21 protein-coding genes and 1 pseudogene are annotated in these 23,161 nt (G+C 54.8%); 11 read left to right on the forward strand and 11 right to left on the reverse strand.

The window, feature by feature from the left end; translation table 11 throughout:
- The first annotated feature begins 7 nt into the window (after positions 1-7).
- Both JWF83_RS16890 and JWF83_RS16895 read left to right on the forward strand, forming a co-directional pair.
- Positions 8-853, forward strand: a complete 846-nt coding sequence (locus JWF83_RS16890; RefSeq protein WP_413651572.1) for a BtpA/SgcQ family protein — start codon at positions 8-10, stop codon at positions 851-853.
- Between the two features lies 1 nt (position 854).
- On the forward strand, positions 855-1,499 hold the full coding sequence (locus JWF83_RS16895) for a TenA family protein (RefSeq protein ID WP_413651573.1): 645 nt from the start codon (positions 855-857) through the stop codon (positions 1,497-1,499).
- A gap of 122 nt (positions 1,500-1,621) precedes the next feature.
- Here the strand turns inward: JWF83_RS16895 and JWF83_RS16900 are convergent, their stop codons facing one another.
- Both JWF83_RS16900 and uvrA read right to left on the reverse strand, forming a co-directional pair.
- Positions 1,622-2,686, reverse strand: a complete 1,065-nt coding sequence (locus tag JWF83_RS16900) for an NAD(P)-dependent alcohol dehydrogenase (RefSeq protein WP_413651574.1) — start codon at positions 2,684-2,686, stop codon at positions 1,622-1,624.
- Between the two features lie 224 nt (positions 2,687-2,910).
- Entirely contained in the window at positions 2,911-5,739 is a 2,829-nt protein-coding gene (gene uvrA / locus JWF83_RS16905) for an excinuclease ABC subunit UvrA (protein WP_413651575.1), read from the reverse strand.
- 242 nt (positions 5,740-5,981) lie between these two features.
- Here uvrA and ssb1 point away from each other — a divergent pair, with 242 nt between their 5' ends.
- Positions 5,982-6,533, forward strand: coding sequence for a single-stranded DNA-binding protein SSB1 (gene ssb1, locus JWF83_RS16910; RefSeq protein ID WP_413651576.1), 552 nt, complete (start codon positions 5,982-5,984; stop codon positions 6,531-6,533).
- A gap of 305 nt (positions 6,534-6,838) precedes the next feature.
- Here ssb1 and JWF83_RS16915 read toward each other — a convergent pair whose 3' ends face one another.
- The 7 genes and pseudogenes from JWF83_RS16915 to JWF83_RS16945 all read right to left on the reverse strand — a co-directional run bounded on the left by JWF83_RS16915 (position 6,839) and on the right by JWF83_RS16945 (position 12,435).
- Entirely contained in the window at positions 6,839-7,429 is a 591-nt protein-coding gene (locus JWF83_RS16915) for a cupin domain-containing protein (RefSeq protein ID WP_413651577.1), read from the reverse strand.
- 81 nt (positions 7,430-7,510) lie between these two features.
- Positions 7,511-8,209 (reverse strand): DUF1989 domain-containing protein, encoded by a 699-nt coding sequence (locus tag JWF83_RS16920; protein ID WP_413651578.1) that lies wholly within the window; start codon positions 8,207-8,209, stop codon positions 7,511-7,513.
- A pseudogene (locus tag JWF83_RS16925) lies at positions 8,178-9,444 on the reverse strand (M20 family metallo-hydrolase). The gene JWF83_RS16920 and the pseudogene JWF83_RS16925 overlap by 32 nt, the downstream one beginning before the upstream one ends.
- A 10-nt stretch (positions 9,445-9,454) precedes the next feature.
- Positions 9,455-10,267 carry an amino acid ABC transporter ATP-binding protein gene (locus JWF83_RS16930; protein ID WP_413651579.1) on the reverse strand — a complete coding sequence of 271 codons (813 nt, stop codon included), beginning with the start codon at positions 10,265-10,267 and terminating at the stop codon, positions 9,455-9,457.
- 4 nt (positions 10,268-10,271) lie between these two features.
- Complete coding sequence (locus JWF83_RS16935) at positions 10,272-10,910, reverse strand: amino acid ABC transporter permease (RefSeq protein WP_413651580.1); 639 nt, start codon at positions 10,908-10,910, stop codon at positions 10,272-10,274.
- Positions 10,907-11,566, reverse strand: a complete 660-nt coding sequence (locus JWF83_RS16940) for an amino acid ABC transporter permease (RefSeq protein ID WP_413651581.1) — start codon at positions 11,564-11,566, stop codon at positions 10,907-10,909. Before JWF83_RS16940 ends, JWF83_RS16935 begins: the two co-directional genes overlap by 4 nt.
- A gap of 11 nt (positions 11,567-11,577) precedes the next feature.
- Positions 11,578-12,435 (reverse strand): transporter substrate-binding domain-containing protein, encoded by an 858-nt coding sequence (locus JWF83_RS16945; protein ID WP_413651582.1) that lies wholly within the window; start codon positions 12,433-12,435, stop codon positions 11,578-11,580.
- A gap of 695 nt (positions 12,436-13,130) precedes the next feature.
- On the opposite strand from JWF83_RS16945, the gene iolG reads away from it, so the two are divergent.
- From iolG to JWF83_RS16965, 4 genes are all read left to right on the forward strand, one after another.
- Entirely contained in the window at positions 13,131-14,126 is a 996-nt protein-coding gene (iolG, locus tag JWF83_RS16950) for an inositol 2-dehydrogenase (RefSeq protein WP_413651583.1), read from the forward strand.
- A 316-nt stretch (positions 14,127-14,442) separates the two neighbouring features.
- Positions 14,443-15,297 carry a substrate-binding domain-containing protein gene (locus JWF83_RS16955; protein ID WP_413651584.1) on the forward strand — a complete coding sequence of 285 codons (855 nt, stop codon included), beginning with the start codon at positions 14,443-14,445 and terminating at the stop codon, positions 15,295-15,297.
- A gap of 69 nt (positions 15,298-15,366) precedes the next feature.
- A complete protein-coding gene (locus tag JWF83_RS16960; protein WP_413651585.1) occupies positions 15,367-16,419 on the forward strand; it encodes a sugar phosphate isomerase/epimerase family protein in 1,053 nt (350 codons plus the stop codon).
- A 10-nt stretch (positions 16,420-16,429) separates the two neighbouring features.
- On the forward strand, positions 16,430-17,602 hold the full coding sequence (locus JWF83_RS16965) for a Gfo/Idh/MocA family protein (protein WP_413651586.1): 1,173 nt from the start codon (positions 16,430-16,432) through the stop codon (positions 17,600-17,602).
- Positions 17,603-17,694: 92 nt separating this feature from the next.
- Here the strand turns inward: JWF83_RS16965 and JWF83_RS16970 are convergent, their stop codons facing one another.
- A complete protein-coding gene (locus JWF83_RS16970) occupies positions 17,695-18,516 on the reverse strand; it encodes an alpha/beta fold hydrolase (protein ID WP_413651587.1) in 822 nt (273 codons plus the stop codon).
- 273 nt (positions 18,517-18,789) lie between these two features.
- Between JWF83_RS16970 and JWF83_RS16975 the strand changes: the two genes are divergently transcribed.
- The 3 genes from JWF83_RS16975 (at position 18,790) to JWF83_RS16985 (ending at position 21,494) form a co-directional block, all read left to right on the forward strand.
- Positions 18,790-19,431, forward strand: coding sequence for a hydrolase (locus JWF83_RS16975; protein ID WP_413651588.1), 642 nt, complete (start codon positions 18,790-18,792; stop codon positions 19,429-19,431).
- Between the two features lie 63 nt (positions 19,432-19,494).
- Positions 19,495-19,914, forward strand: coding sequence for a DoxX family protein (locus JWF83_RS16980; RefSeq protein WP_413651589.1), 420 nt, complete (start codon positions 19,495-19,497; stop codon positions 19,912-19,914).
- A complete protein-coding gene (locus JWF83_RS16985; protein WP_413651590.1) occupies positions 19,911-21,494 on the forward strand; it encodes an MFS transporter in 1,584 nt (527 codons plus the stop codon). The genes JWF83_RS16980 and JWF83_RS16985 overlap by 4 nt, the downstream gene beginning before the upstream one ends.
- A 45-nt stretch (positions 21,495-21,539) precedes the next feature.
- Here JWF83_RS16985 and JWF83_RS16990 read toward each other — a convergent pair whose 3' ends face one another.
- Positions 21,540-22,448 (reverse strand): LysR family transcriptional regulator, encoded by a 909-nt coding sequence (locus JWF83_RS16990; protein ID WP_413651591.1) that lies wholly within the window; start codon positions 22,446-22,448, stop codon positions 21,540-21,542.
- Positions 22,449-22,558: 110 nt separating this feature from the next.
- On the opposite strand from JWF83_RS16990, the gene JWF83_RS16995 reads away from it, so the two are divergent.
- Positions 22,559-23,155 (forward strand): antibiotic biosynthesis monooxygenase, encoded by a 597-nt coding sequence (locus JWF83_RS16995; RefSeq protein ID WP_413651592.1) that lies wholly within the window; start codon positions 22,559-22,561, stop codon positions 23,153-23,155.
- The last annotated feature ends 6 nt before the right edge of the window (positions 23,156-23,161 follow it).

A 23,161-nucleotide genomic window follows, 5' to 3' on the forward strand; every position in this document is an offset into this window, starting at 1 on the left:
GAAGATTATGGTTTCTATATCAGCAGAAAAAACTAACGCGATACAAGCGATATTTTCACGTAGCAAAGTGGTTATTGGTGTTATTCATTGCGATCCCTTTCCGGGCTCGCCTAAATACAGTGGTAAATCAGTGGGCGATATTATCGAGCGCGCGATTCGTGATGCTGATAATTATATTTCTGGTGGCGTTCATGGATTGATCGTGGAAAATCATGGTGATATCCCGTTTGCCAAACCCGAAGATATTGGACCGGAAACCTCAGCGCTGATGGCGGTGATCAGCGAGAAAATTCGCTGCCGTTTTGATGTGCCGCTGGGGATTAACGTGCTGGCTAATGCGGCGATCCCGGCGCTGGCGACCGCGCTGGCCGGCGGCGCTGATTTTATTCGCGTCAATCAGTGGGCCAATGCCTATATTGCCAATGAGGGATTTATTGAAGGGGCGGCGGCGAAAGCGTTGCGCTATCGCAGCCAGCTGCGCGCGGAGCATATCCGGGTGTTTGCCGATAGCCATGTGAAACATGGCAGCCATGCGATTGTCGCCGATCGTTCGATTAGCGAGTTAACCCGCGATGTGGACTTTTTCCAGGCCGATGCGGTCATCGCCACCGGTCAGCGTACCGGTGATAGCGCCACGCTGGAAGAGATTGATGAGATCCGTGGCGCCACCGCGCTGCCGCTGCTGGTGGGGTCCGGCGTGACGGCGGATAACGTCGGGCAAATTCTGTCGCGCACCCAGGGAGTGATTGTCGCCAGCGCATTAAAGCAGGGAGGCGTATGGTGGAATGACGTCGAACTGGCGCGGGTGAAACATTTTATGGCGGCGGCACGTTCAGTGCTGGCGGGGGAGTAATATGGAAACATTTAGCGATCGCCTGTTGCGTGAGCACCAGGGGGACTGGCAGGCGATGCAGTTTCATCGTTTTGTCGCGGATATTGAGCAGGATTGTCTGCCCGCTGCGGTATTTAATCGTTATCTGGTGTTTGAAGGTCACTTTGTCGCGACGGCCATCGCCATTTTCGCGCTTGGCGTCAGTAAAGCGCCTGATATCCGTCAGCAGCGCTGGCTGATTGATGTACTTAATGCGCTGGTGGATACGCAAATCGCCTGGTTTGAGCAGGTGCTGGCGAAGCGCCAGGTCGTCAGCGCGGATTATCCTGACGATCTGCCCGCGGTGCGCCGCTTTCGTGACGGCATGCTGCATGTGGCGCAGCAGGGCAGTTATGAGGAGATCATTACCTTAATGTTTGGCGCTGAATGGATGTATTACCAGTGGTGCGCGCGCGTGGCGCAACAGACCCAGAGTGATGAAGATCTGCGGCGCTGGGTTGAGTTGCATGCGGAGGATGCGTTTTATCAGCAGGCGCGCTGGTTAAAAGATGAATTAGATCGGTGTGCGCAGACGCTGAGTGCGGAAGAAAAAATGGCGTTGTCGACGCTGTATGGCAAGGTGCTGAAGTGGGAGATTGATTTCCATACTGCCGCTTATACCGACTGAATGATCACCGTCGGTCGATTTGATAGCCAATGTCAGCTACCGTCCTGAAGCTCAATATCCGGCGCTGTCTCTACGGATCTGTACGGTAGGGGAGCCATTTATGGCTCCCGCTAAGCGGTTTCTTACACCCCGGCTTCGCTGCGCAGGCTGTCGAGATCGATCACAAAGCGATACTTCACGTCACTTTTCAGCATCCGTTCGTAGGCTTCGTTAATCTGGTTCATCTTAATCAGTTCGATATCGGAAACCAGATTGTGCTTACCGCAGAAATCCAGCATCTGCTGGGTTTCTGCGATGCCGCCAATCAGTGAACCGGCAATGCTGCGGCGTTTAAAAATCAGGTTAAACACCTGCGGTGACGGATGATCGTGTTCCGGTGCGCCGACCAGCACCAGGGTGCCGTCACGACGCAGCAGGGTGATAAACGGATTCAGATCGTGCTGTGCGGCAACGGTATTGACGATTAAGTCAAAACTATTGGCATGCTGCGCCATCTGATCGGCATCTTTGGAAATCACCACTTCATCGGCGCCGAGGCGTTTACCGTCTGCCACTTTCGATTCTGATGTGGTAAACAGCACCACATGCGCACCCATGGCATGGGCAATTTTCACGCCCATATGGCCGAGGCCGCCAAGACCGACAATACCGACTTTCTTGCCCGGGCCAGCGCCCCAGTGATGCAGCGGCGAGAAGGTGGTAATACCGGCGCACAGCAGTGGCGCCGCACCCGCTGGATCGAGGTTTTCCGGTACCCGCAACACAAAGTCTTCATGTACTACTACTTGCGTCGAGTAGCCGCCGTAGGTGATCTCGCCGCTATGACGATCCTGTCCGTTGTAGGTGCCGACAAAGCCGTTTTCGCAATACTGCTCTAAGCCCTCTTCACAGCTGGGACAGGTACGACAGGAGTCGACGAGGCAGCCGACGCCGACCAGATCGCCGACCTGGTATTTGTGGGTGTGGCCACCGACCGCGGTGACGCGGCCAACGATTTCATGCCCCGGCACCACCGGAAAAATGGTGTTATGCCACTCATTACGTGCCTGATGGAGGTCTGAGTGGCAGACGCCGCAAAACAGCACTTCAATTTGCACATCATGTTCACGTAGTTCACGCGGCTTATATTCGAATGGCGCCAGACGGGATTTGGCATCCTGCGCGGCATAGGCGTGCGTAATATTCATGGTGTCTCCAGATAGCGTTGATGACGTGTTGTTGAGCTACTGCGATAAATCAAAAAACAGCAAAGAAGCGAACCCTAAGGTTAGTCAATGGAGGGAGATCCGGGTATGCCTGAAAATGTCTAAATCTTGCCTGATCCTGCAAGAGTATGGGGAAATAAGCACAGCGGTAACGACGATGAACAGCGGGGAAACGCGGGGCCGGCATTCGCCGGCCCCGACAGTGATTAGATTTTTAACAATGGCTTCAGGAAGCGCGCGGTATGCGATTTCTCACAGACGGCAACCGTCTCCGGCGTACCGGAAATCAGGATTTCGCCGCCGCCGCTGCCGCCTTCCGGTCCGAGATCGACAATCCAGTCGGCGGTTTTGATCACATCAAGATTGTGCTCAATCACCACGATAGTATTGCCCTGGTCGCGCAGCTGATGCAGCACTTCCAGCAACTGCTGAATATCGGCAAAGTGCAAACCGGTGGTTGGCTCATCGAGAATATACAGCGTCTGGCCGGTACCGCGTTTTGACAGTTCACGCGCCAGCTTCACGCGTTGCGCTTCACCACCGGACAGCGTGGTCGCCGACTGGCCGAGGCGGATATAGGAGAGACCGACATCGATCAGGGTTTGCAGCTTACGCGCCAGCGCGGGCACCGCATCAAAGAAGTCACGCGCTTCTTCAATGGTCATCTCCAGCACTTCATGAATGCTCTTGCCCTTGTATTTAACTTCCAGCGTTTCGCGGTTGTAGCGCTTACCTTTACACTGGTCGCACGGCACATAGATATCCGGCAGGAAGTGCATTTCAACCTTAATCACGCCATCGCCCTGGCAGGCCTCACAGCGACCGCCACGGACGTTAAAACTAAAGCGGCCCGGGTTATAACCACGCGCGCGTGATTCCGGCACGCCGGCAAACAGCTCGCGTACCGGGGTAAAAATACCGGTATAGGTGGCCGGGTTTGAACGCGGCGTACGGCCAATCGGGCTTTGATCGATATCGATCACCTTGTCGAAATGTTCCATCCCGCTGATATCACGATACGGCGCCGGTTCGGCGATGGTGGCGCCATTTAACTGACGCTGGGCAATCGGGAACAGGGTATCGTTAATCAGCGTCGATTTACCGGATCCGGAGACGCCGGTAATACAGGTGAACAGACCGACCGGCAGGGTCAGGGTCACATCCTTCAGATTATTACCGCGGGCGCCGGTCAGCTTCAGCACTTTGGTCGGATCGGCCGCTACGCGCTGCTGCGGAATCGGGATTTCACGTTTGCCGCTGAGGAACTGGCCGGTAAGCGAATTCTCGCTGGCCATAATATCCTCGACCGTACCTTCGGCCACTACCTCACCGCCATGCACCCCGGCGCCCGGACCGATATCAATAACGTGGTCCGCCGCGCGGATCGCATCTTCATCGTGTTCTACCACAATCACGGTATTACCAAGGTTGCGCAGATGGATCAGGGTTTCCAGCAGGCGTTCATTATCACGCTGATGCAGGCCAATCGAGGGTTCATCCAGCACATACATCACGCCAACCAGTCCGGCGCCAATCTGGCTCGCCAGACGGATACGCTGGGCTTCACCACCGGACAGGGTTTCGGCAGAGCGCGACATCGACAGATAGTTCAGGCCGACGTTAACCAGGAACTTCAGGCGGTCGCCAATCTCTTTCAACACTTTTTCCGCGATTTGCGCCCGCTGCCCGCTGAGCTTCATATTCTGGAAAAACTCCATCGCGTGACCAATGCTCATATCTGAAATGGTCGGCAGCGTGGTGTTTTCGACAAACACATGACGCGCTTCGCGGCGCAAACGGGTGCCTTCACAGCTGGTGCAGGCGCGATTGCTAATAAACTTAGCCAAATCCTCGCGTACAGCGGCAGATTCGGTCTCTTTGTAGCGGCGCTCCATATTATGCAGCACCCCTTCAAACGGATGGCGGCGCACCGAGGTATCGCCGCGATCGTTGATATACTTAAACTCGATACTCTCTTTACCGGAACCGTACAGGATCACCTGTCGGGATTTCTCATCCAGCTGATTAAATGGCGCTTCAATATCAAAATCGAGATGTTCCGCCAGGGAGCGCAGCATCTGGAAGTAGTAGAAATTGCGTCGATCCCAGCCGCGGATAGCGCCGCCGGCCAGTGACAGATCGGGGTTTTGCACCACGCGGTCCGGATCAAAATATTGCTGTACCCCCAGACCATCGCAGGTTGGGCAGGCACCGGCCGGGTTGTTAAACGAAAACAGACGTGGTTCCAGCTCGCTCATACTGTAGCCGCAAATCGGGCAGGCAAAATTAGCCGAGAACAGTAACTCGTCGACGCTGGCATCATCCATATCGGCGACCACCGCTGTTCCGCCGGAGAGTTCCAGCGCGGTTTCAAACGATTCCGCCAGCCGCTGGGCCAGGTCTTCACGCACTTTAAAGCGGTCGACCACCACCTCGATGGTATGTTTCTTTTGCAGTTCCAGCTTTGGCGGATCGGAGAGATCGCATACTTCGCCGTCGATACGGGCGCGGATATACCCCTGCGAAGCGAGGTTTTCCAGCGTTTTGGTATGTTCGCCCTTACGATCCTGCACCACCGGCGCCAGTAGCATCAGACGCGTGCCTTCCGGCTGCGCCAGCACATTATCGACCATCTGGCTGACGGTTTGCGCCGCCAGCGGCACGTCATGATCCGGACAGCGCGGCTCGCCAACGCGGGCGAATAGCAGGCGCAGATAGTCGTGAATTTCAGTGATGGTGCCCACGGTGGAGCGCGGGTTATGAGAGGTTGATTTCTGCTCGATCGAGATCGCCGGCGACAGGCCTTCGATATGATCGACATCCGGCTTCTCCATCAAGGAGAGAAACTGACGCGCGTAGGCGGAAAGCGATTCCACGTAGCGGCGTTGTCCCTCGGCGTATAGCGTATCAAACGCCAGCGAGGACTTCCCGGAACCTGACAGGCCGGTGACAACGATCAGTTTGTCGCGAGGGATGGTCAGGTTGATGTTTTTCAAATTGTGGGTGCGAGCACCCCGGACTTCAATCTTATCCATGCACGTTTCCCGGATTAACGCAGACCACACCGTGCCTTCGCCCGTCATCGCCAGGCCCGGCACAGCCAGAACTAAACATGTCATTATGACACAAAAAAACCTGAATGGATATCCAGTGTTTGTCTGCAACGCTGCAACAAGGCTCACCTTTTTTCGAGGGTGATCTGAAAGTAGGAACTGGCTGAATGCCATGTTAGAATTTAGGGTTTAGACTTTACTGAATATTCATCGGAGACACCAACATGGCCAGCAGAGGCGTTAACAAAGTGATTCTTGTCGGAAATCTGGGTCAGGATCCGGAAGTCCGTTATATGCCGAATGGTGGAGCGGTTGCCAACATTACCCTGGCCACGTCCGAAAGCTGGCGTGACAAGGCGACCGGCGAAACCAAAGAGAAAACCGAGTGGCACCGCGTAGTGCTGTTTGGCAAGCTGGCAGAAGTTGCGGGCGAATACCTGCGTAAAGGCTCTCAGGTCTATATCGAAGGTGCCCTGCAGACCCGTAAGTGGACCGATCAGGCTGGCGTGGAAAAATACACCACTGAAGTGGTGGTCAACGTGGGCGGCACCATGCAGATGCTGGGTGGCCGTGCACAGGGCGGCGGCGCGCCAGCAGGCGGTCAGGGCGCTGGTCAGGGCAACAATAATGGTTGGGGTCAGCCACAGCAGCCACAGGCAGCCCAGAGCGGCGGCAGCAATCAGTTCAGCGGCGGCGCGCAGTCTCGCCCGCAGCAGAATAGTGCGCCAGCGAATAATGAACCACCAATGGATTTTGACGACGACATTCCGTTCTGAGGTTGACCTCAGACACATTCTGTCAAAGCTCATACCAAGGCCTCGTTCTACGAGGCTTTTTTTATATAACAAATTGATATTAATCGATATTATTATGACCGGGAAGGGATGGCGCTTATCCCTGTGGCCAACCCATGGGGTGACCATATCGTTATGATCAAACCGAGTATCAGCAAGCCAGAGCGTAAACCGGCATTGGCTTAATTTATTGGTCACCGCTGAACCAGACAGGTGCGAGACGTTGACGTATGAATAAAAAACCACGGCGTTGCCGCATGCAGGCGACGGATTTTTTATGCGCAAGCTTAGAATGTGACCGGCGTATTCACCCACAGCACTTTCGCCACCGATTCACCGATATTGCGATAACCGTGGGGCACATTGCTGGGGAAATAAAATGAATCTCCCGCAGCGAGGGTAAAGGTCTGCTCACCTAAACAGAGCGCGATCTCCCCTTCCAGTACATAGCCCATCTCCTCACCATGATGTTCAATCTGCCCGTCGCTGGCGACACCCGGCTCAATGATATGAATATTGCCCTGTAACAGGCCGCCTTTGTGGTGATGAGTCAGGTTTTCCAGCTCAATACCGCCTTTCTTATTGCGATGGACAAAACGTTTACGGATACGTTGATCTGCTTTCAGCACCGGTGAATCAGCCACCCAGCTTTCCGCCATTAAATCAGAAATATTGGTTTCCAGAGCGCTGGCCAGCCGATGCAACATAGCCAGCGAGGGGGAGGCCACTTCATTCTCCAGTTTGGACAATAAACTTTCTGAGCAGCCGACTTTCTGCGCCAGCTGCTTTAGGGTGATCTCTTGTGCCAAACGCGCATGACGCAGACGCATCCCTAACTCAGATAAAACAAAACCGCCAGTATCACCGTTTTTTTTCATAAATTGATATCTGCTACTGAAAGAAATGCAAACGCCCGACAACGTCGTGCCGGGCCGTTTTCCCTGCGGGTAAAAGGCTGATTACCCGGCAACGCTAAAATGTACGTCCTGCGGATTGCAGCCATTGATCGGCACGATATCCTGCGGGCAGGCGGACATTACCACAATGCAGTCCAGCTCCGCGCGGATCTCGACATAATCACCGGCTTTACTCACCGTCGGTAACCAGGAAATGGTGTAATCCGCATTGACTGGCGTATTCATCCACAGATTCAACGGCTGTGGGACTTCGCGCGCGCGCAGGCCGATGGCATTCAGCGCCAGCCGCATATTGTCGGCACAGCTGTCGTGGTATTCCGTAATGCCCATATTGCTATAGCGATAAAGGTCACAGGCGGCAATCAGCGTGTCATGCACGCCCGGAGAGGTATCCGTCAGCAGCGTGCCAATCGCGCGGCGCTGATTAGTGACTAATACATCACCCACCTGCGGGATGATTTTATCAATAAAGGCGCGAGTATGTTCCATTGAGGAGAACTCACTCAAATCGGCACTGTTAAATAACCAGGTATCGCACACCTGACTGCCAGGGGTATTGATAATACGGATAACCTGCCCTTTACTCAAACGTACGGCGCGGCCACAGCGGGCAGGTACGGTGTACCGTTCGCCGATAACCGGGGTGCCGTCAGCAGAGATTGGCGCGGATAAGGTCGCGTTGGCGCCGAGTGCGCTGCCATTGTCTTTTTCACAACAGGCGGGATAAGTGTGGGTGCTCATTGGGTAACTCCTGTGGATTGATTAGCCAGTTCTGTCAGGCAACAGGCTAATGCCTTTGCGCCAAGGTACAGATACTGAGGATCGGTGTATTCAGCCGGGTTATGGCTGATGCCGTGATGGCTGGGAACAAAAAACATACTGGTAGGGCAATGACTGGCCAGATGCATCGCATCGTGAAATGCACCGGACGTCAGAGTGGCGGTATCTATCTGCAAGGCCCGGGCGCAGGCATATTGTTGCGCCTGTAATTGCGTATTGAACGCTACCGGCGAGTGGCTGAATACGCACTCCACTGCCACATTGTCCGCCGCGATTTGCTGCATCCAGTGATCAAACTGCGCTAATACCGCCGCATCGGCATGTCGAAAATCGAGAGTAAAGGTGGCGCGACCGGCAATGGTGTTAATCGCGTTAGGCTCGATTTCCCAGCGGCCAAAAGTCAGGCGTAGTTCATCCGCCGGCAGGGTGGCTGCCCGTTGCTCCAGCTGTTGTACCGTCTGGCGCGCCAGCGTCATGGCATCCTGGCGATCGGCCATCGGGGTGGTGCCGGCATGGGCCGATTGTCCCTGGCAGGTAACCTGGTACCAGCGCACGCCCTGAATCCCCCGTACCACCGCCAGCGGCTGACCGGCCTGCTCCAGTACCGGTCCCTGTTCAATATGTAACTCCACAAAAGCGGCCATTGGCAGGGGAGCGCGGCGCGGCAACTGAGGGAAACGCTGGTGGCAGCGCGCCAGCGCCTGGGCCAGCGTCACCCCTTGCGCATCCTGGTGGCCCAGGTAGCCCGCCAGCAGTTGCGGCTGGACGAAGGCGCTGGAACCCATCGCACCGGGAGAAAAACGGCTACCCTCTTCGTTCATCCACACCGCGACTTCAATCGGGCGCCGCGTGGTGATCCCCGCGTCAGCCAGGGCGCTCAGACACTCCATACCGGCAATCACGCCATAACAGCCGTCAAGATTGCCGCCGCATGGCTGAGTATCGATATGGCTGCCGGTGACCACCGGCGGCAGGTCCTCACGACCGGCGCGGCGGATAAACAGGTTTGCGCAGTCATCGGTGATAACTTCGCAGCCGAGGGTACAGGCCCAGTCAATCAGCCAGGCTCTGGCTTCTAACTCTTCGGCCGACAGGGCCTGCCGATCAACACCGCCATTTTCCAGCGCGCCAAACTGGGCTAACTGCGTCAGTTTATCCATCAGTCGCTGCTGACTGATAAAACCGGCTAACTGCATACTGACTGCATCAGGCATATCCGGCCTCCGCTTCATCCAGCTGTAGCGGGCGCTTAAACCACGGGGCAAGAAATGATTTTAAACGGTCGGTCTGCGGCTGACGGAACAGGCTCGCCGGGGCGCCGCTTTCGATAATGGCCCCCTCCGCCATAAATACCACGCGGGAAGAAATTCGCGCGGCGAACGACATTTCGTGCGTCACCATCACCATGGTCATACCGTGGTTCGCCAGCACTTTAATCACATCCTGCACCTCTTCCACGCGCTCAGGATCCAGTGCGGAAGTCGGCTCATCCAGCAACAGTAACTCTGGTCCCAGCGCCAGCGCTCTGGCGATGCCAACCCGCTGCTGTTGCCCACCGGAAAGACGTGCCGGACGCGCCTGCTCCTTGTCCGACATGCCGACCTGTGCCAGAGCCGCCGCCGCTTTTTTGCGGGCTTCATCGCGCGGCAGTTTTTTACCCAGAATTAACGGCGCGCAGACATTTTCCAGCACCGTCATATGCGGCCACAGGTTAAATTGCTGGAAAACCATCGCCAGCGGGCGACGAACCTCCGCAATCAGCGCCGGGCTGTCGCGGTGCTTAACTTCGCGCCCCGCGCTGCTATAGCCCAGCAGCTGTCCTTTGATCAAAATATCCCCTTCGTCATAGGCTTCGAGAAAATTCATGCAGCGCAGCGTCGTGGTTTTTCCTGAGCCGGAGGGGCCGATCAACGTGACAATTTCGCCGGCGCTCACCGTGAGGTTAATTCCCTTCAGCACCCGGCTGCCGGCAAACGATTTACCGACGTTACGTAATTCAATAATGGGTTCGTGACTCATCGTTTTATCCCTCGATTGCCTGGCGGCTGAGTAGCCGCACGCTGACACTAATCCCTTGCGCCAGCAGCCAGTAACTGAGGATCAGCAAGCTATAAGGCACAATGTAGGTGTAGGTATTGGCGACGATCTGCCCGGTAGTCATGGTCAGCTCGGGGACGGTAATAATCGACGCCACTGAACTCTCTTTAATCGTGGAAATAAACTGATTACCCAGCAGTGGCAGGCTGAAACGCAACGCTTGCGGCGTCTGGATGTGCCAGAAACTCTGCCAGGCCGAAATATCATGCACCTGCGCTGCTTCCAGCTGTCCTTGTCCGATGCTTTTCCACGCCGTGCGGAAGATTTCACCGAAGTAGACAGAGCTGTAGATTGCCAGCGATATCACCGTGGCTTCGACGGCGCTCAACGTCACACCAATCGCCGGTAAACCGAAATAGAACACTGCCAGCTGCGCCAGATAAGGCGTGCCGCGGATCAGCCACACGCAGATGCGCCACGGCCAAAGCAGCCAGCGGTTATGGCGGCACACTGCCTGCAGGATAAACCCGGCGCAGGCGCCGAGGACCGCAGCACTGATGCTGATGCTCAGCGTAACGCCCAGCGCCCGGGCAAAGTCCGGCAGATAAAGCAGGAAATCGCTCATTGGCCCTCCTTGCGCCAGCGCCGTTCAACATAGCTGCCTGACAGCGTCAGCAGACTGGTCAGCACCAGGTAAGACAGGGCAATCGCTATATATACCTCTAACGGACGGTAGGTTGCTGAGGCCAGCTGTTGACCCACCCGCATCAAATCGGTAATGGAGATCACCGACACCACCGCCGAGGCTTTGATCACATCAATTAATTCGGAAATCAGGGACGGCATGGTCAGCCGCAACACTTGTGGGATCTGGATATGCCACAATATCTGGCGCGGAGTTAACCCGCATATTGCCGCAGCTTCTAATTGCCCGCCCGGGATGGCATTAAAACCACTGCGCAGAATTTGCGATTGATAAGCGGCGGTATTGAGGGTTAGCGCCAGTACCGCTGCCAGATAACCGGGAAGTGACAACCCCAATTCCCCCGGCAGGTAAAAACACAATAAAACCTGAGCCAGAACTGGAGTGCCACGGAACAGGCTGATATAGACGCGGGCGAATCCTCTGCCAGTGCGTGAGTGACCGCTTTCCATCAGGTAAATCACCACACCGATAAAAAAACCGGCAACAATGGCGACGATACACAGCGAGGCCGTGGTCACCGCGCCGTTTGTCAGCATCGGCAGCCAGGAACTCAGCAATGGGAAAAATTCGCCCATATTCACTCCCCCTATAGCGCGGGTACCGGCATCTGGTCAGCCGGAACGTCCATCACAAAGCCGAACCATTTCTGTTGCAACGCCTTCATCGTGCCGTCATGACTGGCCTCGCTAATGCCGTCGCTGAAAAGCCTGACCAGCTTGGCGCTGTCATCATCTTTACGCCCGACCCAGCCAAAATAGGTGGTTGGTCCTAACATTGGTTTTAGCGTGGTAAAGACTCCCGGACGGGTTTTGATCAGGGGGCCAAGATTTGCCAGCGATTGCGCAACGCCATCCAGACGCTTGTTCGCCAGATCAGCATAGGCTTCGTCGAAAGAGACATACTGCTTGATCTCTTTGATGCCGGGCTTACCGCTGGCTTTTAGTTTTTCATTGAATGCCTGCAATACCTGAAGCTGACCGGAACCGGCTTGCGATCCCACGACTTTGCCACTGAGGTCATCTAAGCTATTGAGCGAGGTATCATTATCACGTTTGAGCAGCGCCACGGTTGATTCGGCAATCGGAACGGTAAAGGCGAAGTGATCCATGCGCTGTTTATTCACCGTTACGGCGGTCACGACAAAATCGAATTTTTTCGCATCAAGGCCCGGCAGAATGCCCTGGAAAGGTAAATCAAGTTGCTTAACCTCAACGCCCGGTAATTTTTTCTGCAGAATATGATTCATTAAATCAACGTCATACCCCACAATTTTGCCATTCTCCACCGATTCAAAAGGTGCATAACGCGCTTCCGTTGCGATGGTGATCGCTTTATCGGTTTTAATACGATCCAGCAAGTCTGCGCTATGAGCCGCGGCAGAAAATACGCTGGCAGCACACAGCATTGTCCAGCACAAAGATATCGTCTGTTTACGTCGTGTCATGATTGCCGCCCCAGTGAAAGTGATATGAAGTTAATTCAAGTAACTTGAATGCAATTGATACAAGCATGAATTATGCCAGCTGGCATAAGAGGCAGGGAAAATGGGCTGGGTTTCTATTAACTCATTGTAATTTAATCGATAAATATTAATCTGACGCAGGCGAATAAACGGTTGCAGCAGAGAGGCGGCAGGAGGCAGTACCTCGGTCGCGCACAGAAAAAGTGCAGATTTGCGCTTTTGTTGTGCACACTCCTGTGGCGCTTAGCGCGCAGCACGGTTTCCTTTTCTGTCATCGACACAGCAACCGCGGTTCGCTACGTGACAGCTCAATAAAAATTGCAAGTAAAACCCCATGCAATTTTTCTCTCCTTTTCACCGGTGATGGTGAAAAATTGTTGCTGATATTTGTGATTTGTCTCTAAAAATTCGCCTGAATATCTGCAGAAAAAACGCCGCATAACGCGAATTTATTTAATAACCATATGATTTTAATCTGAATATTTTCAATTTTATCTAACTTGTGACGACAATGTAACGCTGTTGCAATTTTTGTTGCCATAATACTACTATTGCAAGAAATGGTGCCGTGCGGCGATGTTTCCGCCGCCGGGAATGGGTTAAGCAAATGTCTGCGCTCAACACACCGATAAGCCAAATCGCATAAAAATAACGCAACCTCTTACCCGGAGAAGACAATGATCAGAATCGCAATGCTCGGAGCGGGCCGTATTGGGCAGGTACATGCGGCAAATATTGCGCAGCATAAAGAGGCTACCCTGGCGGCAGTGGTCGACCCGTTGATTGAAAACGCACAGGCGCTGACCACGGCTTATGGCGGTATTGCGCTGGCCGATCCGCTGGAGGCCATCAGCCATCCGGATATTGATGCGGTGGTGATCGGCACCCCCACCCACACGCATGTAGAACTGATGCTGGCTGCCGCCAAAGCGGGTAAAGCGGTGCTGTGCGAGAAGCCGGTTGATCTCGACATCGCTAAGGCTTATGCGGCGGAAAACGCGCTGGGCGAACGTGCCAGGCGGGTAATGCTGGGATTCAACCGCCGCTTCGATCCCAGTTTCAGTGAAATTCACCGGCGTATTGCCGAGGGGGATATCGGTGATTTTCACCAGCTGATCATTACCAGCCGCGATCCCGGCCTGGCCCCGATGAATTACCTGAAGCATTCGGGAGGAATCTTCCGCGACATGATGATTCATGATCTTGACCTGGCAAGATGGATACTGGGTGAAGAACCGGTTGAAATTTCCGCCTGCGGGAGCCGTATGTTTGAACCTGCGCTGGAAGCCATGGGGGACTATGACACGGTGATGGTACAGATGCGTACCGCATCCGGTAAGCAGTGTCAGATCAACTGTAGCCGCCAGGCGGTCTATGGCTATGACCAGCGTATGGAAGTGTTTGGCTCAGGCGGGATGATATTGAATGACAACCTGAGAGAAACCACCACCCGGCGTTTTAGTGCGCAGGAAACCGAGGTGCGCGGACCATTGCTGAACTTTTTCATGCAGCGCTATACCGAGGCCTACCGTCTGGAGATCGACGCCTTTATTACGGCGATCAAACATGACAAACCGATGCCGGTTACGGTTAAAGATGGTTGTCAGGCATTGAAGCTGGCGGATGCCGCACAACTGGCAGCGGATACGCACGCGGTAGTCAGCCTGGCTTAAAGCAAACGGCAGCCTTAAGCCAACAGCGCATTGACGCTACGCTCCCCGGCGGAATAAGGGGAGCGGTAAAAATAAAATTATCACCGAGAATTATAGTAAGTGCTGTACCTGCTGCGATTAATCGCAGCAGCGTGCCATGCTGAGTTTCAACTGTAGTCAATACAGGCCCTACATAATAGCGGTAAATAATAAAATCCTGCTAATCAGAAATATCTGATGCACACTATGAAGGTAAACTATCGTGAAGAAAATAATCTTACTCTGTCTTACATTACTCTCAGTAATAAGCCCTTCTGTATTCGCTCTGCAGGTAGGTGTGAGTATTGCGCAAATGGATGATGTATTTCTTTCCCGACTGAGAGGATACGTTATTGACCGTTCTAAAACTTATCCGGATATGAAACTGCAGTTTGAGGATGCTCAGGGTGCTGTAGATAAACAGTTGAGTCAGGTCCAGAGTTTTATCAACGGTAAGGTTGATGTGATTATTGTTAATCCGGTTGATACGCAGGGCACTAAAAATATGAGTGATGCTGCACGGGCAGCGAAAATACCGCTGATATATCTCAACCGAATGCCTTCTGACTCCAAAATGGGTGATGGCATTAGCTATATCGGCAGCGACGAGATCGAGGCGGGACGCCTGCAAATGCAATATCTGGCCGATATGGTGAAAGACCGTCCCAGCGTAAATGTGGCGATTATGAAAGGTCTGCTCAGTAATGACGCCACCCGTTTCAGAACCCAGGGCGCGAAAGAGATTATTGCTAAACATCCTAATATGCACGTTATCGTTGAAGATACCGCTAAATGGATGCGTGAAGATGGCATGAACCTGATGAATAACTGGATATTATCAGGAGATAAAATTGATATTCTCTCAGCAAATGCTGACGAAATGGCAATTGGCGCCGCGATGGCTATCAAAAGTAATGGCATGACTATTGGTAAGGATATTCTGGTCGGCGGAACAGATGGTGGTCCTAATGGGCTGCAGTCGATTAAAAGCGGCATGCTGACGGTGACTGTTTTCCAGGATGCAAAATCGCAGGCATTCGGCGCGGTTGATATGGCTGCCAAAGCCGCGAAAGGTGAAAGCATTAAAGATATTAACTTTATTCCTTTCCAATTGGTTACACCGCAGAATTATCAGAAATTTATGACCAATTAATGTCAGCGTTTTCTCTGTGTCTTCGCACCTGTGAAATTTGCAGGTGCTCTTTTTAATTCGGGAGTCGTTATGAAGACAATTAAAGGTCCTGGCGTTTTTCTGGCGCAGTTCGCCGGAGACAGTGCGCCTTTTAATACGCTGGATGGCATGGCTGGCTGGGCGGCAGAAAAAGGGTTTCGCGCCGTTGAGATCCCGAGTTGGGATAGCCGACTTATCGATCTGAAAAAAGCCGCCGAAAGCCAGACATACGTTGATGAAATACTGGGGGTGCTGGATAAGCACGGACTGGTACTGACCGATCTGGCCAGCCATTTGCAGGGGCAATTAGTCGCGCTTCATCCGGCATTTGATCTGCCAGCGGACAGCTTCGCACCGGCAGAGGTGCGTAATGATCCCCGGCTACGCCAGCGCTGGGCGACAGAACAATTGCTGCTGGCGGCAAAGGCATCGCGGCGCTTTGGCCTGACGAAGCACGTCACCTTTTCCGGTACGCTACTCTGGCCGTATCTCTATCCTTACCCACAGTGGCCTGAAGGCCTGATTGAAGAGGGATTTAGCGAACTGGCGCGGCGCTGGACGCCGATCCTCAACGCTTTTGATGAGCAGGGGGTTGATGTTTGCTACGAGATCCACCCCACCGAAGATCTGCACGACGGTTTGACCTTTGAACGGTTTCTGGCCAGCACCGGCAATCACCCGCGTTGCCACATTATGTACGATCCCAGCCATCTGGTGCTGCAGGGGATCGACTATCTGACCTACATCGACCATTACCACCAGCATATCAAAGCATTCCACGTTAAGGATGCCGAGTTTCGTCCGAACGGCAAGACGGGCGCTTATGGCGGCTATCAGCCATGGAGCAGCCGGGCCGGACGTTTTCGCTCCCCGGGGGATGGGCAGACAGATTTCGCGGCTATTTTCTCCCGGCTCACGGGCTATGACTTCGATGGCTGGGCCGTGCTGGAGTGGGAGTGTTGTTTCAAAAATCCGGAAGACGGAGCACGGGAAGGTGCGCGTTTTATTAGCGACCATATCATCCGCGTGACAGATAAATCATTTGATGACTTCTGTAAGTCATATGCCGATAGCTCACTCAACAGAAAAATACTGGGTGTTTAAGGGGAACAACATGGCTAACAAGACACTGAAAGGACGCCGTATCCGCCTCGGCATGGTGGGGGGAGGCGAGGGCGCCTATATCGGCGGCATTCACCGCTTCGCCGCGCGTCTGGACAATCAGTTTGAACTGGTTGCCGGTGCATTTGATGTCAACGCGGAACGCGGGCATGCTTTTGCTGCGCAGAACTTTATCGCCGCCGATCGTTCTTACGATGATTATCAGTCGCTGATCGCCGCGGAGTCGCGGCGTGAAGATGGCGTTGATGTGGTTGCCATCTGTACTCCCAATTTCACTCATTACCCGATTGCGCGCGCCTGCCTGGAAGCGGGCATCGATGTGATTTGTGAAAAACCGCTCACCAGCACCCTTGCCGACGCAGAGGCGCTGGCGGAGGTGGTCGGTAACACCGGCCGGTTTCTGGGGGTGACTTACACCTACTCCGGTTACCCGATGATCGCGGAAGCGCGCCAAAGGGTGGAAGCCGGCTTAATTGGCCGGGTACGTACGGTGCAGGTGGAGTATCCACTGGAATGGATGGCAACAGGTATTGAATTTAACCATAACCAGCAGGCCGCCTGGCGTGTGGATCCGAAAAAAAATGGTCGCGGCGGCTCGGTTGGCGATATTGGTACCCATGCCTATCATCTTGCCGGCTATGTCACCGGGCTGAAAGCCGAGAGTGTGGTGGCTGATCTCGCCACCTTCGTTGAGGGCCGGATGCTGGATGATAACGCGCACGTGATGATTCGTTATCAGGGCGGCGCGCGTGGACTGCTCTGGTCATCACAGGTCGCTATTGGCTGTTCAAATTCGCTGCGGTTACGTGTTTTTGGCGAAAAAGGCAGTCTGATGTGGTTTCAGGAACAACCCAATGAACTGATTTACACGCCACTTGAGGGAAATACCCGCATTATTAAGCGTGGCCGCGCCGATCTTGATGCGCTGACTGCCGCACGCAGCCGTACACCGCCCGGGCATCCTGAGGGGTATATTGAAGCGTTCAGCAATCTGTATGCGGGTTTTGCCGAAGCGCTACGCGCGCGCGATGAACAGCGCGAGCCGGCAGGGGCTGGACGCCATATTCCGCAAATCTATGATGGCCTGAAAGGGGTGGCATTTGTTGATGCGGTGGTAGACAGCCACGAACAAAATACGCGCTGGGTAACGCCGAAATACCGCTGACGGTTGGCCCGCTTTTCGGGCAATCCATGCTCTGGCGGAAAATAAGCGGCCCCGCGTGATGCGGGGCCGCTATCTTTGTTCAGTGCAGGAATTCACTGGCGCTGTAAAAAAGCCAGCAGATCGTCATTCAGCTGTTGCTGATGGGTTACCGCAAAGCCATGTGGCGCACCCTGATACACTTTCAGCCGGGCATCCGCGATCATCTCCGCTGCCAGCTTGCCGGTGGCCTCGAAAGGTACAATTTGATCGTTGCTGCCATGGATCACCAGCGTGGGTACATCAATTTTGGCCATATCGGCGCGAAAGTCGGTTTCTGAAAAAGCGGTGACACAGTCAATGGTGCCTTTTAGCGACGCCATTAGCGCGATATTCAGGGTTTGAGTCATCACCCCGGCGGAGACTTGCATACCCTGGTTGGTACCATAAAACGGGGTGGCAAAATCGCTGATAAACTGGGCGCGATCGGCACGCAATCCCTGCCTGATGCCGTCAAATACCTCTGGCGCCACCCCTTGCGGATGATCGTCCGTCCGGATAAACAGCGGCGTGACGGCGCCCAGTAGCACCAGTGCGGCGATACGCTCACTGCCGTAGCGGGCAATATAACGAGTGACATCACCGCCACCCATCGAAAAGCCGACCAGCGTGACCTCCTGCAGGTCGAGATGATTAATCAGGTCGTTAATATCCGCAGCAAAAGTGTCGTAGTTGTAGCCTGACCACGGCTGATCGGAACGGCCAAAGCCGCGGCGATCAAAGGCAATGACCCGGTAACCGCGTTCGGCGAGAAAATTCAGCTGACTGTCCCACATATCGGCATCCAGCGGCCAGCCGTGGCTGAACAGCACCGGTTTACCTGTGCCCCAGTCTTTATAATAAATCTGCGTGCCGTCTTGCGTGTTGAATGTGCTCATGATGTTTCCCTCTGATGGTGTGATGTCGTGTTGCTCAACATCAGGTTAACCATTGGTTACCGGGAATGATAAGGCATTAATTTTAACGAGTTGTTGAACGATTTTTGACAAGCTATCACGCTGACTTTAATGGATATTTATACGCGTAACGCTGTCAAAAAATTCTTAACAAGTTGGTAAAATATTTCCGCTATCTGTCAGCCGGTTCCTCTCGTATTGTGATTTCCAGCAGCACAACACTAACCGAAAACACTATCCTGAGAGGAAATAATCATGTCTACACTCGACCTGCTTGACCCACAGAATTCCACGCTGATTTTTATCGACCATCAGCCGCAAATGTCTTTCGGCGTTGCCAATATTGATCGTCAGCAGCTTAAAAATAATACCGTCGCCCTGGCGAAAACGGGCAAGGTTTTTAACGTGCCGGTGATTTACACCTCGGTGGAAACGGAGAGCTTCAGCGGCTATATCTGGCCGGAACTATTGGCGGTACATCCGGATGTACAGCCGATTGAACGCACCTCGATGAACTCCTGGGAAGATGCGGCCTTTGTAAAGGCAGTGGAGGCTACCGGTCGGAAGAAATTGATTATCTCTGCCCTGTGGACTGAAGTCTGTCTGACTTTCCCGGCACTGATGGCGCTGAAAGCCGGCTATGAAGTCTATGTGGTGACTGACACCTCTGGCGGTACCAGCGTAGATGCCCATGAGCGCTCCATTGACCGTATGGTGCAGGCTGGCGCGGTGCCGGTTACCTGGCAGCAGGTGCTGCTGGAGTACCAGCGCGACTGGTCACGTAAAGAGACCTATGACGCGGTGATGGATCTGGTGCGTGAGCACAGCGGCGCTTACGGTATGGGCGTCGACTACGCCTACACCATGGTGCATAAAGCCCCGGCTCGTCAGGCATAAGCCGGCTTCCTTCCCGACTAACGCCGGAGCCGTATTACTCTGCGGTTCCGGCAGGAGAGAATAATGCGTAACTTCCCTGTTTCTGCGGCGGCTGTCCGGGCGACGCCGGTAAAGCGAATTGAGTGGCTGTTATTGCTGGCGATCTGTGCTCCCTGGCTGCAAGGCGGACTGGTTAAACTGTCAGACTTCTCCGCCGCGGTGGCGGAAATGCAGCATTTTGGTCTGTTACCTGCGGCGCCTTTTGCCGTGGCGGTGATCCTGCTTGAACTGGGGGGCTCACTGCTGATCCTTACTGGTCGCATGCGCTGGCTTGCGGCGCTGGCGCTGGCGATATTTACGCTTGCCGCCACCTTTATCGCCAACCGCTACTGGCTGTTAAGCGCCGGGGAACGTGGCATGGTGATGAACGCCTTTTTTGAGCATATCGCGCTGGTCGGCGCATTGCTATATGTGGCGCTGAATGATCTGCGGAGCAAAGCATGAGCCAGACGACGGAATCCGCCGGCGCGTTTGCGCCGCTTAAACAAGGGCTGTTTGCCGTGATCTGGGCGGCTACGGTACTGGGTAATACCGGCAGTTTTATGCGCGATGTCGCCAGCTCATGGCTGGTGACCGGGCTGTCATCTCATCCGGCGGCGGTGGCGCTGATGCAGACTGCCGCTACCCTGCCGATTTTTTTGCTGGCGATACCTGCCGGCGTACTGTCGGACATTGTTGATCGGCGGCGATTGCTGATTTTTGTTCAGCTGCTGCTGGCCAGCGTCAGCGCCACTCTGCTGTTGCTGTCGCACCTTAATCTGCTGACGGTGGATTATCTGATTGCGCTGACCTTTGTCGGCGGTATCGGGGCGGCATTAATGGGGCCGGCCTGGCAGGCGATTGTCCCGGAACTGGTGCCACGCCCGCAGCTGAGAAATGCGGTGGCGCTAAATTCGCTGGGAATTAATATTGCGCGCGCTGTCGGTCCGGCAACGGGTGGCTTACTGCTGGCCGCCCTGGGCGCCTGGGCCGCGTATGGCGCCGACGTGCTGAGTTATGTGTTTGTTATTGCCGCTTTACTGTGGTGGCAGCGGCCACATAAAGCGCAGGATGCGTTACAGGAGCACTTTTTCGGCGCGTTTCGTGCCGGCCTGCGCTACGTAAAAGCCAGTCGCGAGTTGCATCGGGTATTGTTGCGTGCCGCGATTTATTTTGCGTTTGCCAGCGCCATCTGGGCTCTGTTACCGCTGGTGGCGCGCCATCTGCTGCAGGGTAGCGCCGGATTCTACGGCATTATGCTCGGGGCGGTGGGCGTGGGCGCTATTGTCGGCGCGCTGCTGCTGGCGCGTTTACGCCGCTTGCTGCATAGCGATGGCTTGATGTTGCTCTCGGCGGCGCTTTCCGCGCTGGTGATGATGTTACTGGCGCTGATACCGCAACAGTGGCTGGCCCTGCCGCTTATGGTGGTGCTTGGCGTCGGCTGGATTATTGCCCTGACCACCCTGAACGGCGTGGCGCAGGCGGTACTGCCGGACTGGGTGCGTGGCCGTGGGCTGTCGGTCTATTTGATGGTGTTTAACGGCGCAATGGCCGGCGGCAGCTTGTTTTGGGGACTGGTGGCCGGTCAGATCGGCGTAGTGACCACGCTGCTGCTGGCGGGGGGCGCGTTAATCGTTGCGGCGCTACTGTGCTGGCGCCTGCAACTGCCGGCTGGCGACGCCGATTTACAACCCTCGGGTCACTGGGATACGCCACAGCTGGAAGGCGACGACAATGGCGATCGCGGCCCGGTAATGATTCAGATCCACTATCAGGTGGCGATGGCGGATCGTCCGGCGTTTCTGGCTGCCATCCGCAAGCTTTCCCTGGTGCGACGTCGTGATGGCGCCTCGGCGTGGGGCATTGCCGAACATAGCGCGCAACCTGATACGCTGGTGGAGTGGTTTCTGGTGGAGTCGTGGCAGGAGCACTTACGTCAGCACCGGCGTGTCTCGAACGCCGATGCTGATTTGCAACGTGAGGTGGTGCGTTTCCATCGTGGCGATGCTAAGCCAGTGGTACATCACCTGCTGTCACTCCATTAAACGGGCCGTTAACCGATGCGCCGGTTCTGGCGGTAATAGCGGTGTCTATTCCGCCATATAGACTGCCCGAATACCCTCGAAGCTCTGTAACCGCTGCCGCCACCACTGCGCGGCATTGCCATTGGCGCTTTCATTCCATGCGAGGAAAGCCTGATCGCGACGGGTTTCGCTATCGAGCTGACGTTCAACCAGACGGCCATCGGCCAGATAGGGGGTCGCCAGATAGCGCGGCAGATAACCACAACCCAGCCCGTCGAGCTGAGCCTGCACTTTATCGCTAAAGCTATGCACGCTCAGAATTGGCTGCTCATCCAGCACACGCAAATCGATACCTTCGCTATGACGGGAAGAATCATGCACTACTACCGCCCGATACTGGCGGATCTGCTCACGCAACAGCGGCTCCGGGAGTGAGGCCAGCGGATGATGCGGCGCAATGGCGAACACATATTCCAGCCAGCCAATCGGGCTGCACTGAATGCCGCTGTGTCTGGCGGGTTGCTGTACGGCGCCAAACACGATGTTGGCATCACCGTAGCTCAGCGCCTCCCAGCACCCCGCCAGCACGTCGTGGCGGAACAGTAATTGGGTATGCTGATGTTGTTGATAGAACTCATCAATCAGTGGCGACAACAGGGAAAAGGGCACCGAGGCGTCGAGACTGATGGTCAGCCGACTCTCCCAGCCGCTCTCGACATATTTCGCCTGCTGTTCCAGTTCGCCAACCGCGCGCAGCAGCACCCGCCCCTTTTCCAGCATCAGACGGCCGGTGGCGGTAAACGTGGCGCGATGACCGGAACGATCCAGCAGGGTGATGCCCAGATCGCTTTCCATTTTTTGGATCGTATAACTGAGTGCGGAAGCGGTTTTAAACATTCTCGCCGCGGCGGCGGCAAAGGTGCCATGGCGATCCAGAGCATCCAGGATCAGCAGCGCTTCAAGGTTTAATCGCATGGTTTATCCAACCCCCAAATTTATTTAACAACATGGCAAAATCTTTCCGTTATCAATAACAATGCCTGGTTTGTATTGTTTTACCACGTAACGCAACCTTAATCGGCTAAATGATCGGCATAGCTGGCCGGCAAACCGGGGAGAGTATCGTGGATTATCCGCATCAACCGAACCATATCACTTTGGTGATTACCCACCGCCTGCTGGCGGGTAAACAGGCTGACTATGAGCGCTGGCTGGAAAAGATTATGCCGCAGGCGGCGCTGTTTCCCGGTCATCTGGGGGTTAACGTACTGCGTCCGGTCCATGGCGAGCTGACCTGGACCATACTGGTCAGATTCGACAGCATGGATAATCTTTATCACTGGATCCACTCCAGTGAACGTCAGGTGCTGGTGGCTGAACTGCCGGAAATGTTGCTCGGACAGGAACATATTGAAATGCGTCCGGGTGCGGCATTCTGGTTCACTCCGGCAACGCCAGCCTCTCCGGCCCCGGCGCGCTGGAAGCAATTCCTGGTGACGCTGGCGGTTATCTTTCCTTCGACCAACCTGGTTCCCTGGTTCTGGAGTCAGTTATTGCCTGACAGTAAAGGCACCCTGTGGGGACATCTGCTGAACGATGCCTGCGTGGTGGCGCTGGTAGTGTGGTTATGGATGCCGGCGATGACACGCGTGTTAAAAAACTGGCTGATCCCTCGTGGTTAGCCTTAC

The organism is Pantoea sp. B65 (assembly GCF_047308185.1).
In the GTDB taxonomy this organism is placed as follows: Bacteria; Pseudomonadota; Gammaproteobacteria; order Enterobacterales; family Enterobacteriaceae; genus Erwinia.